The 12,862-nt window shown below is 61.9% G+C and carries 16 protein-coding genes; 7 read left to right on the top strand and 9 right to left on the bottom strand.

The window, feature by feature from the left end; all coding sequences use genetic code 11:
* Window position 1: 1 nt before the first annotated feature.
* The 3 genes from EB235_RS26525 to EB235_RS26515 form a co-directional block, all read right to left on the bottom strand.
* Window positions 2-2,143 carry a putative bifunctional diguanylate cyclase/phosphodiesterase gene (locus tag EB235_RS26525; RefSeq protein WP_027034434.1) on the bottom strand — a complete coding sequence of 714 codons (2,142 nt, stop codon included), beginning with the start codon at window positions 2,141-2,143 and terminating at the stop codon, window positions 2-4.
* Between the two features lie 66 nt (window positions 2,144-2,209).
* Window positions 2,210-2,845 (bottom strand): YfbR-like 5'-deoxynucleotidase, encoded by a 636-nt coding sequence (locus EB235_RS26520; RefSeq protein ID WP_027034435.1) that lies wholly within the window; start codon window positions 2,843-2,845, stop codon window positions 2,210-2,212.
* A complete protein-coding gene (locus EB235_RS26515) occupies window positions 2,845-3,705 on the bottom strand; it encodes a YgfZ/GcvT domain-containing protein (RefSeq protein ID WP_027034436.1) in 861 nt (286 codons plus the stop codon). Before EB235_RS26515 ends, EB235_RS26520 begins: the two co-directional genes overlap by 1 nt.
* A 75-nt stretch (window positions 3,706-3,780) precedes the next feature.
* Between EB235_RS26515 and EB235_RS26510 the strand changes: the two genes are divergently transcribed.
* Window positions 3,781-5,112 (top strand): dihydroorotase, encoded by a 1,332-nt coding sequence (locus EB235_RS26510; protein ID WP_027034437.1) that lies wholly within the window; start codon window positions 3,781-3,783, stop codon window positions 5,110-5,112.
* Window positions 5,113-5,146: 34 nt separating this feature from the next.
* On the opposite strand, the gene EB235_RS26505 is transcribed toward EB235_RS26510, so the two are convergent.
* The 4 genes from EB235_RS26505 to EB235_RS26490 form a co-directional block, all read right to left on the bottom strand.
* Complete coding sequence (locus tag EB235_RS26505) at window positions 5,147-5,926, bottom strand: hypothetical protein (RefSeq protein ID WP_027034438.1); 780 nt, start codon at window positions 5,924-5,926, stop codon at window positions 5,147-5,149.
* Between the two features lie 70 nt (window positions 5,927-5,996).
* Window positions 5,997-6,254, bottom strand: coding sequence for a hypothetical protein (locus EB235_RS26500; RefSeq protein WP_027034439.1), 258 nt, complete (start codon window positions 6,252-6,254; stop codon window positions 5,997-5,999).
* 349 nt (window positions 6,255-6,603) lie between these two features.
* The gene (locus tag EB235_RS26495; protein ID WP_027034440.1) at window positions 6,604-6,981 is read right to left on the bottom strand and encodes a TIGR02301 family protein; all 378 of its coding nucleotides are present in this window, start codon (window positions 6,979-6,981) and stop codon (window positions 6,604-6,606) included.
* A gap of 83 nt (window positions 6,982-7,064) precedes the next feature.
* Window positions 7,065-7,499, bottom strand: coding sequence for an NUDIX hydrolase (locus EB235_RS26490; protein ID WP_027034441.1), 435 nt, complete (start codon window positions 7,497-7,499; stop codon window positions 7,065-7,067).
* Window positions 7,500-7,627: 128 nt separating this feature from the next.
* Here EB235_RS26490 and EB235_RS26485 point away from each other — a divergent pair, with 128 nt between their 5' ends.
* Window positions 7,628-8,389, top strand: coding sequence for an SOS response-associated peptidase (locus EB235_RS26485; protein WP_027034442.1), 762 nt, complete (start codon window positions 7,628-7,630; stop codon window positions 8,387-8,389).
* Window positions 8,390-8,516: 127 nt separating this feature from the next.
* Here the strand turns inward: EB235_RS26485 and EB235_RS26480 are convergent, their stop codons facing one another.
* Window positions 8,517-8,672: a hypothetical protein gene (locus EB235_RS26480; RefSeq protein ID WP_080680992.1), complete on the bottom strand. Its 156-nt coding sequence runs from the start codon at window positions 8,670-8,672 to the stop codon at window positions 8,517-8,519.
* 109 nt (window positions 8,673-8,781) lie between these two features.
* Window positions 8,782-8,922, bottom strand: a complete 141-nt coding sequence (locus tag EB235_RS26475) for a hypothetical protein (protein WP_167334841.1) — start codon at window positions 8,920-8,922, stop codon at window positions 8,782-8,784.
* 162 nt (window positions 8,923-9,084) lie between these two features.
* On the opposite strand from EB235_RS26475, the gene cysS reads away from it, so the two are divergent.
* From cysS to pip, 5 genes are read left to right on the top strand one after another with little or no spacing between them, the layout of a single operon-like run.
* Entirely contained in the window at window positions 9,085-10,518 is a 1,434-nt protein-coding gene (gene cysS / locus EB235_RS26470; RefSeq protein ID WP_027034443.1) for a cysteine--tRNA ligase, read from the top strand.
* Window positions 10,515-10,901, top strand: a complete 387-nt coding sequence (locus EB235_RS26465; protein ID WP_027034444.1) for a VOC family protein — start codon at window positions 10,515-10,517, stop codon at window positions 10,899-10,901. Before cysS ends, EB235_RS26465 begins: the two co-directional genes overlap by 4 nt.
* Window positions 10,902-10,922: 21 nt before the next feature.
* On the top strand, window positions 10,923-11,414 hold the full coding sequence (locus EB235_RS26460; RefSeq protein ID WP_027034445.1) for a GFA family protein: 492 nt from the start codon (window positions 10,923-10,925) through the stop codon (window positions 11,412-11,414).
* Window positions 11,411-11,887, top strand: a complete 477-nt coding sequence (locus EB235_RS26455; RefSeq protein ID WP_027034446.1) for a GFA family protein — start codon at window positions 11,411-11,413, stop codon at window positions 11,885-11,887. Before EB235_RS26460 ends, EB235_RS26455 begins: the two co-directional genes overlap by 4 nt.
* Window positions 11,884-12,843 carry a prolyl aminopeptidase gene (gene pip, locus EB235_RS26450; RefSeq protein ID WP_027034447.1) on the top strand — a complete coding sequence of 320 codons (960 nt, stop codon included), beginning with the start codon at window positions 11,884-11,886 and terminating at the stop codon, window positions 12,841-12,843. Before EB235_RS26455 ends, pip begins: the two co-directional genes overlap by 4 nt.
* Window positions 12,844-12,862: the final 19 nt, after the last annotated feature.

Genomic DNA, 12,862 nt, shown 5'->3' with positions numbered 1-12,862 from the left:
ATCAGCCGGTCAGGCTGTGCGAGGCACGCGACTTCAACAGGCGCCGGATGTCCGCCGCCTTGGACGGCACGCCGATCAGATAACCCTGCGCCTCGACACAGCCATTGTCGCGCAGCATGTCGAGTTGCAGCTCGGTTTCGACGCCCTCGGCGGTGACAACAATGCCAAGCTCGGTGCCGAGCCCGATGATGGTGCGAACGATCGCCGCCGTGTGGCGATTGCCCATGTCGCGAACGAACGAACGGTCGATCTTGATCTTGTCGACAGGGAAACGCCTGAGGTAGCCGAGCGAGGAATAGCCGGTGCCGAAATCGTCCAGCGCGATGCGGATGCCAAGTTCGCGCAATTGTCGCAGCGTCTTGAGCACCGCCTTGCTCTCGTCCATCAGCACGGTTTCGGTGATTTCCAGCTCCAGCTGCCCGGCCGGTACGCCAGAAAAGGCCAGCGCCGAGATGACGCTGCGGGCAAACCCGCCGCTTTTGAGCTGCACGGCCGAGACATTGACGGCAATGCGCAAGCCGGGAGGCCAGCTTGCAGCCGCCGTGCAGGCTTTCCTCAGCGCCCATTCGCCAAGCGGCACGATCAGTCCGGTTTCTTCGGCGACCGGAATGAATGCGTCCGGCGCGACAATGCCGCGTGCTGGCGAATGCCAGCGCATCAAGGCCTCCGCACCGCTGATCTCGCCGGAGGCGATGTTCATGATGGGTTGGAAATCGAGTTCGAATTCCTGGCGTGGCAGTGCGGCCTCGAGGTCGACCTCGAGCGCCCGGCGGGCTTGCACCATGGCGTCCATTGCGGGCTCGAAGAAGCGATAGAGATTGCGCCCTTCGCTCTTCGCCCGATAGAGCGCCGTATCGGCGTTTTTCAGCAGCGTGTCGGCATCTCTGCCATTGTCGGGAAAAACGGCAATGCCCAGGCTGATGCCGACATGCATCTCCCGGCTCTTGTCACGAAACGGTTTGGCGATTGCCTCGACGATGCGCTTCGCCAGTTTTTCAGCATCGGCAATGCCGCTGGAATTGAACTGTATGACCACGAACTCGTCGCCGCCGAAGCGGGCAACGATGTCTGTTTCATTGCGCAGGCAGCGCTGCAGCCTCTCGGCCACGCATTTCAACAGCCAGTCGCCGGCAGGATGGCCCCAAGTATCGTTGACCACCTTGAAGCGATCAAGATCAAGCGAGAAGATTGCCAACGGCGTGGCCGCGGCGTCCTCAAGCGCAAGGTCCAGCCGCTCACGAAACATCGAGCGGTTGGGCAGTCCGGTCAGCGTGTCGTGATGCGCAAGATGGATCATGCGCTCTTCGGTGCGGCGGCGGTCGGTGACGTCGTCGAAGGTCACCACCCAGCCGCCGCCGCTCATCGGCCGGCGGGTGACCAGAACCGTCCGGCCGTCGGTAAGATAGCGATAGGCCGAATGAATTTTTGCAGCTGCCAGGTAGGCTTCGGTTTTGGCGACCTCGCTGTCGACGTCGATCTTCGTATAGATGCCGAGTTCCAGCAACCGTTCGAGGGCGTCGCGGTGCGTGGTTCCAAGCGGAAAGTCCGCCGCGGTGACGTTGTAGATCTCCAGAAAACGCCGGTTGCGCACGATCATCCTGCCGTCCGCGTCGTACATCAGCAGGCCTTGCGACATGTTGGCGAGTGCCGCGTCGAAACGGCGGTGCTGCTCCTTGAGATCCTGCTCGGCGCGCCGCTGTTCGGTGATGTCCTCGTAGATCGAGACCCAGCCGCCCAAGGCAAGCGGTCGGTGCGAGATGTTGATGATGCGACCATCCGACAGCGTCTCTTCGTAGGTCGAGGGCTTCGCCTGGTCGATATAGGGTTTGCGGATGGCATAGAGCTCGTCGGCGCTTTGCGAGGCGATGCCGATGTCGACGCTGTGCCGCAGGATGTCGATGAAGCGGATGCCCGGTCGCATCAGCTTGGCGTCGAGGCAGAAGATGTTGATGTAGTTGCCGTTGCAGATGATCATGCGCTCGTCGGCATCGAACATGCACAGGCCATGCGACATGTTCTCGACAGCGGCTGAAAAGCGTTGGTTCTGTTCGCGAAGTTCGTCTTCCATGCGGCGCGAGCGCTCCACGCCTTCGGCAACCCGCTCCGGGACGACCGAACCATCCTTGACATCCACGACGGGCATCAGGCGCGCCTGCGGTGCGAGATCGAACATCGCACTGTTGACGTTTCCGGTTAATTTAGCGTTTTTCTACCCAACCGCCGGCGTCGAAACCTGGTGCCGGGACTTCTCGATCGCCGAAAATCGCTTCAGAAAGGCATTCTGCGCCCAGGTTACCGAGCGGGGCGTGAAGTCGAAGCGCTCGGCGGAAAAACCGCGCGGGCGGCCGAAGAACTCGGTCGCCTCGGCGGTCGAGAAGCCGGCAAGCAGCGTTGCCTCGAAATAGGCGGCGATCTGGTCGGCGCGCTTGATGTCTCGGCGCAGAGCAGCGGCTTGCTCTGGCGGCAGCGAAAAGCGCAGATGGATGGCGCGCTGCAAGCGCAACTCACAGTCCTTGTAGCTGCCGCCCATCACCGATTTGAACGGCGAGATCATGTCACCGATGACATATTCAGGCGCATCGTGCAGCAACGCCGCGAGCCGGTCGGCGGCCGAAGCCTGGGGTACCAGGTCGTTGAACAGCGATTCGACCAGCAGCGAATGCTGGGCGACTGAAAACGCATGCTCGCCGCTGGTCTGGCCGTTCCAGCGCGCGACGCGGGCAAGTCCATGCGCAATGTCCGAAATCTCGATATCGAGCGGCGAGGGGTCGAGCAGATCGAGCCGGCGGCCGGACAGCATGCGCTGCCAGGCGCGTGGCGGCGCGCCGGTACGATCCGCCGCCATCAGGCTTCCTCCGCGCTAACGGCTTCCTGAGGAAATCCGAATTTGGCCCAGGCGGGAATGGTCACAGTCACCGGTATGTCGCCCGCCAGGATCGGCTGGCCGGCGTCCAGCGCTGCCTTGATCCTGTCGATGCGGGCAATGGCAAGCCCGGTAGCCCCGGCGCTCGAGCCGAGCGTGCCGACCGGCCGTCCCTCGACCGTAAGCTCGGTGCCCGAAGCGGGCAGGGGAAGCCCGGCCTGAACAATCAGCACGCGCCGCCTGGCCGTGCCGCGATGCTGCATGCGCGAGACGACCTCCTGCCCGACATAGCAGCCCTTCCTGAAGCCGATACCGCCCGTCTCGTCGAGCAGCACGTCATGCGGGAAGGCATCGCCCAATGCATAGTCGGCGCCGCTTTCGGCAATGCCGTTGGCGATGCGCAAGGCCTGCCACGCGGTGACGTCGCCGGTATCTGCGGTGCCGGCATAGGAGCGCGCGACGCTTTCATCGGCAAAACGCCTGTCGGCAACCCCAGTTGGATCATTTTCTGAGGCGATTGACTCTTTTCCCCACACAAGGGTGACAAGCACTTGTTCCGACTTGGCAATCTCGACCTTGGCGCGCAGCTTGTAGAGCATCAGCCGGCGTACGAAATCATCTGCAATGTCGGCACGGCATTCGAGCCGGAAGGCGTTTTCACCGGCACGCGAGATCAGGAAGTCGAACAGGATCTTGCCTTGCGGCGCCAGCAGTGCGCCGGGCTTGGCCTCGCCGGCAGCCAGCGCGTCGAGATCGGTGGTCAGGATGTTTTGCAGAAAGTGCTCGGCATCCGGGCCGGAGACGGAGATGAGGGTGCGGTCTTTCAGCAGGGCAAAGGGCATGGGACGGATAAAAGCCTGATCTTGCAAAACGGTTGGTCATTACGTAAGCCGCTGACACTCCCCCCGCAAGAGAGCATGGCCATGACCTACGACCTCATCCTGACAGGCGGCATTGTGGTCAATCATGACGGCGAAGGTGCCCGCGACATCGGTGTCAGGGACGGGCGCATCGCGGCAATAGGCGATCTCCGCCAGGCCTCGGCCGGAGAGACGATCGACTGCCGTGGCCTGCACATCCTGCCGGGTGTCGTCGACAGTCAGGTGCATTTTCGCGAACCGGGGCTGGAGCACAAGGAAGATCTGGAAACGGGCTCGCGGGCGGCGGTGCTTGGCGGCGTCACCGCCGTGTTCGAGATGCCCAACACCAACCCGTTGACCACCAGCGAGACAACGCTTGCCGACAAGGTTCGGCGTGGCAGTGATCGCATGCATTGCGACTTTGCTTTCTGGGTCGGCGGAACCCGTGAGAATGCGAGGCACGTCGGCGAACTCGAGCGGTTGCCGGGAGCTGCCGGCATCAAGGTTTTCATGGGTTCGTCCACCGGCGACCTGCTGGTCGAGGATGACGAAGGCGTCGCCTCGATCCTGCGCAATACCCGCCGCCGGGCTGCCTTTCATTCCGAGGATGAGTTCCGGCTGCGCGAGCGCCTCGGTGAACGCATCGAGGGCGATCCGTCATCGCACCCGGTCTGGCGCGATGAGATCGCCGCCTTGCGCTGCACTGAACGGCTGGTTCGCATCGCCAGACAGACCCGCGCCCGCATCCACGTCCTGCACATCTCTACCGCGGAGGAAATCTTGTTCCTCGAACAGCATAAGGACGTCGCGACCTGCGAGGCGACGCCGCACCATCTGACGCTGAGTGCCGACGACTATCCCAGGCTCGGCACGCTGATCCAGATGAACCCGCCGGTGCGTGCCTCCCGCCATAGCGACGGCGTCTGGCATGGCATTGCGCAAGGCATCGTCGACGTGCTCGGCTCCGATCACGCGCCGCACACGCTGGCCGAGAAGGCAAAACCCTATCCGGCCTCGCCCTCCGGTATGACCGGCGTTCAGACGCTGGTGCCGATCATGCTCGACCACGTCAATGCGGGACGGCTCACCCTGCAGCGCTTTGTCGATCTCTCCAGCCACGGCCCGCAGCGCATTTTCGGCATGGCCAGAAAAGGCCGCATCGCCGCCGGCTACGATGCCGACTTTACCATTGTCGACATGAAGCGGCGCGAGACCATCACGAATGCCCAGGCTGGCTCGAAGGCAGGCTGGACGCCTTACGATGGCAAGCAAGTCACCGGCTGGCCGGTCGGCACCGTCATTCGTGGCCGCAGCATCATGTGGGAAGGCGAAATCGTCACGCCAAGTCAGGGCAGGGCGGTGGAGTTTTCCGAGGCGTTGCCTGCCTAGCCTTCGTTGCTTTCCCTCGTGGAGGGTAAGCCGCTTAATCCCCAGCGACGAAAAATGTCCACTGACCGGCGGGTGTGATGCCGACACGGTAGAAGATATAAGCGCCGAACTGCTTCATATCGTCGAAATCGCCGGCAGTGACGATCTTGAACAGTTCGACGCGCTGCTTGGCATCGAGCTTGTCCAGCGGCAGCGCGAAGAAATACGGCCAGACATAGAGCTCCTGCGGCGTGCCGGCGTCGACATGGACATAACCGGCACTAAGCACCTCTTCCAGAATGGCCAGGATCTCCTGGCCGTCCGGATCACCCGAGAGCCCCTTGAGGAAGGTGATGGCGTCGCCGTCAATGTCGGTCAGCGACAGCTGGGTCATGCTGTCGCCCTTGCCGATCAAGGGCCTGAGTTTTTCGATGTCGCCGCTTTTGCAGGCTTCGATGATCAGGTCATGCATGCGCCGCACGGGCTCGGGCAGCTTGCCAAGGTCGTAGACGACCTCCGGCGCGGGCGTCTCCGGATCGACGCGCGGCCTGTTGCTGCCGCTGTCCGATGGACCTTCGGGCTCGGCGTCCGGAGCAGCCGGTTGGCTGGTCGAGGGCGGCCTGCCCACCGGGTCAGGCATGGGAATCGAGGTTCCCGGTGCTTCGCCATTCGTGGATGGTGTGACAGGAGCTGGAAGCTCCTCACGCTTGATCTCACTCAGCGCATAGGCAGGGCTGCTGGCAAGGCACGTCAGCAAGGCAATCGCCGCGCAGCAAGCGGCGAGGCGGATGTAGAGGACTAGGCCCTTCGGCCCGCCTGACATCGGAAAATTCACTGCCCGTATCTCCTTGCTCACGGGCATGATGCCCGAACGGCACTGGATCGTCAAAGAACCGGATATGGGTTCAGTGCCGCAGCCGCTCAGGTTCGAAGGCACCACCAATCACCTTTTCACGCATGCGGTCGAGCAGGGCAAGAGCTGAGGTCTCGCCATTGGCGCGCAACATTTCGCCGAACGCGGTCTCGAGCGCCGCCTCGGCAATGATCTCTGGCTCGATGCCGGCCGAAAGCCCCTCAGCCCAGGCTTCGCTGTGGCTCTCCACCGCCGTCAGGCGCTTTTCTTCCCGGACCAGCGCGTCGATGTCGTTGGCAGCATGTTCCATAAGCGATGTCCACCCTTTCAAGCGGCGATCCATCAGCGGATCAGGCTTGATTTGTTCCGTTTACACGCAGCCTCAAGTAAGTATTTGTAAATACGACATTTTTTTGATCGTTCTTTACAAAAGCCGACTGCGCTTGGCGAAGCTTCATTCAATTCGGCTCAAACTTAGCCGATAAGACCGGCCTGCGGGGCGAAAACCTTCAGTTTGAGTTAATTCCGCATCTGCGCGGTAATGTTTCGTTAATACTGTTGCAGAAGTGCCACATCAGGATTGCACCAAGAAATCGCCCGGCACAAGCAGGATATGTCGGTCGCAGGTGGCTCGGATGCGGATATCTGTTGGCGGATGCCTAGTTGCCGTAGCGCGAGGCGATATCGCGCGACAGCGTCTCGCCTTCCTTCATGTAACGGCTGATGGCTTCGGTGGCCGAAGCGGTGCATTGGGTATAGGTGCCGCCGAAGGAGCGGTAGCCGCGATTGAAGCTGGCAATGAAACGGGCGCGGCGCTCCGGGTCGGGATTTTCCGAATCGAGCAGTTTCTCCATCTCGCCACGCCACTGGTCGCCCTTCTCGCCGCACAGATTGCGCAGGAAATGCAGCGACCCCAGAACCTCTGCCAGCCGCATCAGTCCCGGCTCGAACGGCGATTCGGCGCTGAGTGCCGGCCGCGCGGGGACGGCCGTGCTGACGGCGAGACAAATGGCGAGGAGTATTGACGGACGGTTCATAGGCTTCTCTGCCTAGGCCGTTATGGCTGGCCAGATAATGTAAGCCTTTGTGACGAAACAATTTGTCGTCTGCAAGGCGATTTTCAGGGCCGGGTCGGGGTGTTTGAATGCGGACCGAGGAGTTCCTCGGCCACCGCGAACACCGAACCGGCAAGCGGCAGCGCCGCCATCTCGCCCAGCGTATAGAAAGCGGCTGTCTCGGCATCGTCGCTGGCCACGGCCTCGCCGCCGGCATAGTCGGCACCGAACACCGTCAGCCGGTAGTCGACCGGGTGGCTGTCGTCCCTGCCGTCGATGTGGATTTCCCGCAGCGGGCGATAGTTGGTGGCCATCAAGCCGGTCTCTTCCAGCAGTTCGCGCCGTATCGCATCCTCCAGCGTTTCGTCGGCCTCGACCTTGCCGCCCGGAAAGGCATAGAGCCCTTGCGAGGGCTGCCGTGCCCGCTTGACCAGCAGCACGGTGTCGCCACGCACCACGGCGACCGAGACTGCCGGAAGTGTCTTGCGCGCTGCGTTCATTTGTTCTCGATCGGTTCACTGGAGGCAGGTCTGTTGTGGACCACGCAGCATGGTGAAGCTTTAGCGGTTGCGCAACGCCAGTTCGATCGCCACTTTCAATCCGAATTGTTCAAAGGGCACAATCGATCATGTGCGGACGCTTTGCCTTGACCGCCACGCCGGATCAGACCGCAGCCTTGCTGGGCTTGGCCGAGCTGGAGGATTTTCCGGCTCGCTACAACATCGCGCCGACGCAGCCTGTGCTGATGGCGACCGCCGGGGTTCCCCGGGCGCCGGGTTCCAATCTGCCGGACCGGCAGGCGATGCTGGTGCGCTGGGGACTCATTCCCGCCTGGGTCAAGGACACCAGGGAGTTTCCGCTGCTGTTCAACGCGCGCTCCGAAGGCGCAATTGAAAAGGCCTCGTTCAAGGCTGCCATGCGCCATCGCCGCGCACTGGTGCCGGCGTCAGGTTTCTATGAATGGCGGCAGACAGGGGGCAAGAAGGGGCAACCCTATTGGATCCGACCCAGGCATGGCGGGTTGGTCGCCTTTGCCGGCCTGATCGAGACCTATGCCGAGCCGGGCGGCTCGGAAATGGACACCGGCGCGATCCTGACGGTCAACGCCAATGCCGACATCGCTCATATCCATGACCGGATGCCGGTGATGATCGATCCCAGGGATTTCGCCCGCTGGCTGGATTGCCGTACGCTCGAGCCGCGCGATGTCGCCAACCTGCTGCGGCCGGCACAACTCGATTTCTTCGAGGCTATCCCCGTGTCCGATCTCGTCAACAAGGTCGCCAACACTGGACCGGAGATTCAGGAAAAGGGCGAGATCGGGCCGGAGCCCGAAAAGGTCAAGCGCCAGAAGTCCGGCGCGGACGACAGTCAGATGACTTTGTTTTAGAGCATGATCCCGAAAAGTGGCCCCGGTTTTCGGGAAAGATCATGCTCAGCAAAAGACTGAAGCTGTTATCTGGAGGCGTGGATGAGCGCCTCATGCACGGCGCCGTTGGCGCCGGTCGCACATCGCTTCAGGCAGCGCGGGGCGATACGATCTTGGGTGCCGGCTTCTTCTTCTTCGCGGTGTGAAGAAGGGCAGCGACGATCGCGGCCGGGCCGATTGCGCGATAGTGGTTGGCCAGCGCCGGTTGATTGGCGCGGTTGGCTTCTTGCTTGCTTCGAGACATATTCTCTTCCCTGGTAACGTTTTCGTGTCTGGGTTTGATGACTGATTCCGACCAAATCGTGACGTCTGGTGATCTAGCGGGCGAATGTTTCATGACTGTGCCGACATGTTTAATAAAATGTTTCACTGGCTGATTCCGCGTGATCGAGCGACGAGTTTGCCAGTTCCGGCGACGTTTTTCCTGGGATCAGCGGCTTGACGGCAACACTGACCAAGGCGATAAAGCCGCCCATGAAAACGTCTTTCGCCATTTGTGGCATTTGCATTATTGGCTAGCCTCGCGCTGGTCCGGACGTTTTCGCCTCATCTTTCCCCAGATTGGACAAACGCCCCGGCCAGCAGGCTGGAGTCCGGATGCGCCTCGGCGCGGCTTGGCTCCATCCAGATTAAGTTCTGAACCGGGAAGGCATGGAATGTCCGACGCATCGCAAGGTCTGCGCCTCTACAACACGCTGACGCGCACGAAACAGGATTTCGTTCCGATCGATGCGCAGAATGTCCGCATGTATGTCTGCGGCCCGACCGTCTACGACTTCGCCCATATCGGCAACGCCAGGCCGGTGATCGTCTTCGACGTGCTGTTTCGCTTGCTGCGTCATCTCTATGGCGAGACGCATGTCACCTATGTGCGCAACATCACCGACGTCGACGACAAGATCAATGCGCGCGCCCTGCGTGATTTCGGTGGCGAGATCGCTTCGGGGACGCTTTCGCTTAACGAAGCGATACGGCGGGTGACCGAAAAGACCGCCGACCAGTTCCACCGGGATGTCGCCACGCTCGGTTGCCTGGAGCCGACGGTCGAACCGCGCGCCACGGAATTCGTCGAGCCGCGCGCCGACGGCAAGGCCGACATGATCACCTTGATTCGAAGCCTGATCGAACGCGGCCATGCCTATGTCGCCGCAGGCGAAGTGCTGTTCGACACGGTATCGATGCCGGACTATGGGCAATTGTCGAAGCGCAATCTCGACGAGCAGCAGGCCGGCGCCCGCATCGCGGTGGACGCCCACAAGAAAAACCCCGGCGACTTCGTGCTGTGGAAACTGTCGTCGCCGGAAGAGCCGGGCTGGAATTCGCCCTGGGGCAGGGGCAGGCCAGGCTGGCACATCGAATGCTCGGCAATGTCGGCAGCCTATCTCGGCGAGGTGTTCGACATCCATGGCGGCGGCCTCGACCTGATCTTCCCACACCATGAGAACGAGATCGCCCAGTCGCGCTGCGCCCACGGCACATCAGTCATGGCCAATGTCTGGATGCACAACGGCTTCCTGCAGGTCGAAGGGCAGAAGATGTCGAAGAGCCTCGGCAATTTCTACTCGATCCACGAGCTGCTGGAGACCGAGACCTTTGGCGGTCGCCGGTGGCCGGGCGATGTCCTGCGGCTGGCGATGTTGATGACGCACTACCGCGAGCCGATCGACTTTTCCGTGCGTAAGCTGGAGGAGGCGGAGAACACGCTGCGCAAATGGAAACGCGCGGCGGATTTGGCACCAGTGGCCGGGCAGTTGCCGGCGGAGATCATCGATGCGCTGTCGGATGACCTCGCCACTTACGCTGCCTTCCAGGTCTTGACGCAGTTGGCCGGCGAAGCGACTGAGGGCAACGAGGCTGCCGCTGCACTAAAGGCGTCGCTGCTGTTCCTTGGCTTCGATGTGGCCTCGGCAGAGGTCGATGAGGACAAGGTCGCCAAGGCAATCGCCAATCGTCTCGCGCTCATCGCTGCCAAGAACTGGGCCGAAGCCGATCGTGTGCGCGACGACCTTTTGGCGCAAGGCGTGCAGTTGAAGGACGGCAAGGATCCGGCCACTGGAGAACGCATCACCACCTGGGAGGTAAAAAGATGATCGACCATCTCGGCATCGACGTTGCCGATTTCGACGCTTCGAAGGCTTTCTACGACAAGGCAATGGCGCCGCTTGGTGCCTCGCTGCTTTATATGGTGCCGCTGGAGTACACCGGCGGTGCCAAGGTTGGCGGCTACGGCCGTGATCGGCCGGTGTTCTGGTTGCAGGAAGGCAAGGATGGCCAGAAGGCCCATCAGCATGTCGCCTTCACCGCGCGTAGCCGTGCCGAAGTCGAAGCCTTCCATGCCGCGGCTCTTGCCGCCGGCGGCAAGGACAATGGCGGACCGGGTCTGCGCCCGCACTATCATGCGAATTACTATGGTGCCTTCGTCTTCGATCCCGACGGCAACAATGTCGAGGCCGTCTGCCATGCGCCGGAGTGAACCCATGATTTGGAGGCGGGCATGAGCCTCGACAACCGGCCGATCTATACCGGCGGCTGCCAATGCGGTGCGGTCCGTTTCCGCGTCGAGGGCGCGCTTGGCGACGCATCGGTCTGCCATTGCCGCATGTGCCAGAAGGCGTTCGGCTCGTTCTACGCGCCGCTGGTGTCGGTGCGCGGCGCCAGGCTCGACTGGACGCGTGGCGAGCCGAAATATTTCCGCTCATCGAGCCATGTCGATCGCGGTTTTTGCGCCAATTGCGGCACACCGCTGACCTTCACCGCACCGGATGGTGTCGGGCTGGCCATCGGTGCGTTCGACAATCCTGCGGAAATCGTACCGTCGATGCAGTGGGGCACCGAGGCAAAACTGCCCTACGTCGACACCATTCCGGACCTGCCTGGCGAGGACACGATGGCCGACATGTCGTCGGCTCCATACCTCGCCGATCTCGTCTCCTACCAGCATCCCGACCACGATACCGACCAATGGCCGCCGGAGAAAAAAACATGACCGAAACTGTCCGAACCGGGGGCTGCCAGTGCGGCGCCGTGCGCTTTCGCATCAAGGGGGCGCTCGGACGCCCGTCCATCTGCCATTGCCGCATGTGCCAGAAACAGTTCGGCTCGTTTTTCGGCGCGCTGGTGACGGTACCCAAGGATGGTGTCGAATGGACCCACGAGGAACCGAGTTATTTCCAGTCGTCGGTCAACATCGATCGCGGCTTTTGCGCCCGTTGCGGCACGCCGTTGACCTATCGCCAGCCCGGCGGGCTGGAGATCGCCATCGGCGCATTTGACGACCGCTCGGACCTTGCCCCGCAAATCCAGGTCAACTATGCCGCGCGGCTGCCCTGGGTGGAGACGATCTTCGATCAGCCCGTCCATCAGGATCCCGACTTCTACACCAGGCAAGAGCAGATCATCTCCTTCCAGCATCCCGACCACGAAACGGCCGACTGGCCGACCAAAGGTTTGCAGCTATGAGCAGTCAATTGCGTACCCTCTATCCCGAAATCGAACCATTCGATTCCGGTATGCTTGATGTCGGCGACGGCCATCAGATCTATTGGGAACGGTCCGGCACCAAGGGCGCCAAGCCCGCGGTGTTCCTGCATGGCGGGCCAGGCGGCGGCTTTTCACCAAAGCACCGGCGGCTGTTCGACCCAAAGCTCTATGATGTCATCCTGTTCGACCAGCGCGGTTGCGGAAAGTCGACGCCGAACGCCTCGCTGGAAGCCAACACGACCTGGCATCTCGTTGCCGATATCGAACGCCTGCGCGAGATGGCCGGCTTCGACAAATGGCAGGTGTTCGGCGGTTCCTGGGGCTCGACGCTGGCGCTCGCCTATGCCGAGACCCATCCTGACCGGGTCAGCGAACTGGTGGTGCGCGGCATCTACACGCTGACCCGTGCGGAACTCGAATGGTACTATCAGTTCGGCGTGTCCGAGATGTTCCCTGACAAGTGGGAGCGTTTCGTAGCCCCGATTCCGGAAGCTGAGCGCGGTGATATGATGGCCGCCTACCGGAAGCGTTTGGTTGGTTCGGATCGTAAGGCGCAACTGGAAGCGGCTCGCGCCTGGAGCCTGTGGGAAGGCGAAACCATCACACTGCTGCCGGAGCCGGAGACCAGCGGCAAGTTTGGCGAGGACGACTTTGCCATCGCGTTTGCCCGTATCGAAAACCACTATTTCGTCCATGCCGGCTGGTTGGAAGAGGGACAGTTGCTGCGCGATGCGCACAAGCTCGGCGATATCCCCGGCACCATCGTCCACGGACGCTACGACATGCCGTGTCCGGCGCATTACGCCTGGGCATTGCACAAGGCCTGGCCGAAGGCCGATTTTCATCTGATCGAAGGTGCCGGCCATGCCTATTCGGAGCCCGGTATTCTCGATCAGTTGATCAGGGCAACGGACAAGTTCGCAGGAAAGAAATGACATCGGCCTCCGGGCCAGA

This window comes from Mesorhizobium loti R88b, from assembly GCF_013170845.1.
Taxonomy (GTDB): domain Bacteria; phylum Pseudomonadota; class Alphaproteobacteria; order Rhizobiales; family Rhizobiaceae; genus Mesorhizobium; species Mesorhizobium loti_B.
Note: the sequence above shows the minus strand (reverse complement) of the source record. Positions and strands in the feature narration are given on the sequence as shown.

Coding starts and splice junctions, on each gene's coding strand:
- EB235_RS26525 (WP_027034434.1), bottom strand. CDS start 2,143: ATGCCCGTCGTGGATGTCAAGGATGGTTCGGTCGTCCCGGAGCGGGTT.
- EB235_RS26520 (WP_027034435.1), bottom strand. CDS start 2,845: ATGGCGGCGGATCGTACCGGCGCGCCGCCACGCGCCTGGCAGCGCATG.
- EB235_RS26515 (WP_027034436.1), bottom strand. CDS start 3,705: ATGCCCTTTGCCCTGCTGAAAGACCGCACCCTCATCTCCGTCTCCGGC.
- EB235_RS26510 (WP_027034437.1), top strand. CDS start 3,781: ATGGCCATGACCTACGACCTCATCCTGACAGGCGGCATTGTGGTCAAT.
- EB235_RS26500 (WP_027034439.1), bottom strand. CDS start 6,254: ATGGAACATGCTGCCAACGACATCGACGCGCTGGTCCGGGAAGAAAAG.
- EB235_RS26495 (WP_027034440.1), bottom strand. CDS start 6,981: ATGAACCGTCCGTCAATACTCCTCGCCATTTGTCTCGCCGTCAGCACG.
- EB235_RS26490 (WP_027034441.1), bottom strand. CDS start 7,499: ATGAACGCAGCGCGCAAGACACTTCCGGCAGTCTCGGTCGCCGTGGTG.
- EB235_RS26485 (WP_027034442.1), top strand. CDS start 7,628: ATGTGCGGACGCTTTGCCTTGACCGCCACGCCGGATCAGACCGCAGCC.
- EB235_RS26480 (WP_080680992.1), bottom strand. CDS start 8,672: ATGTCTCGAAGCAAGCAAGAAGCCAACCGCGCCAATCAACCGGCGCTG.
- EB235_RS26475 (WP_167334841.1), bottom strand. CDS start 8,922: ATGGCGAAAGACGTTTTCATGGGCGGCTTTATCGCCTTGGTCAGTGTT.
- cysS (WP_027034443.1), top strand. CDS start 9,085: ATGTCCGACGCATCGCAAGGTCTGCGCCTCTACAACACGCTGACGCGC.
- EB235_RS26465 (WP_027034444.1), top strand. CDS start 10,515: ATGATCGACCATCTCGGCATCGACGTTGCCGATTTCGACGCTTCGAAG.
- EB235_RS26460 (WP_027034445.1), top strand. CDS start 10,923: ATGAGCCTCGACAACCGGCCGATCTATACCGGCGGCTGCCAATGCGGT.
- EB235_RS26455 (WP_027034446.1), top strand. CDS start 11,411: ATGACCGAAACTGTCCGAACCGGGGGCTGCCAGTGCGGCGCCGTGCGC.
- pip (WP_027034447.1), top strand. CDS start 11,884: ATGAGCAGTCAATTGCGTACCCTCTATCCCGAAATCGAACCATTCGAT.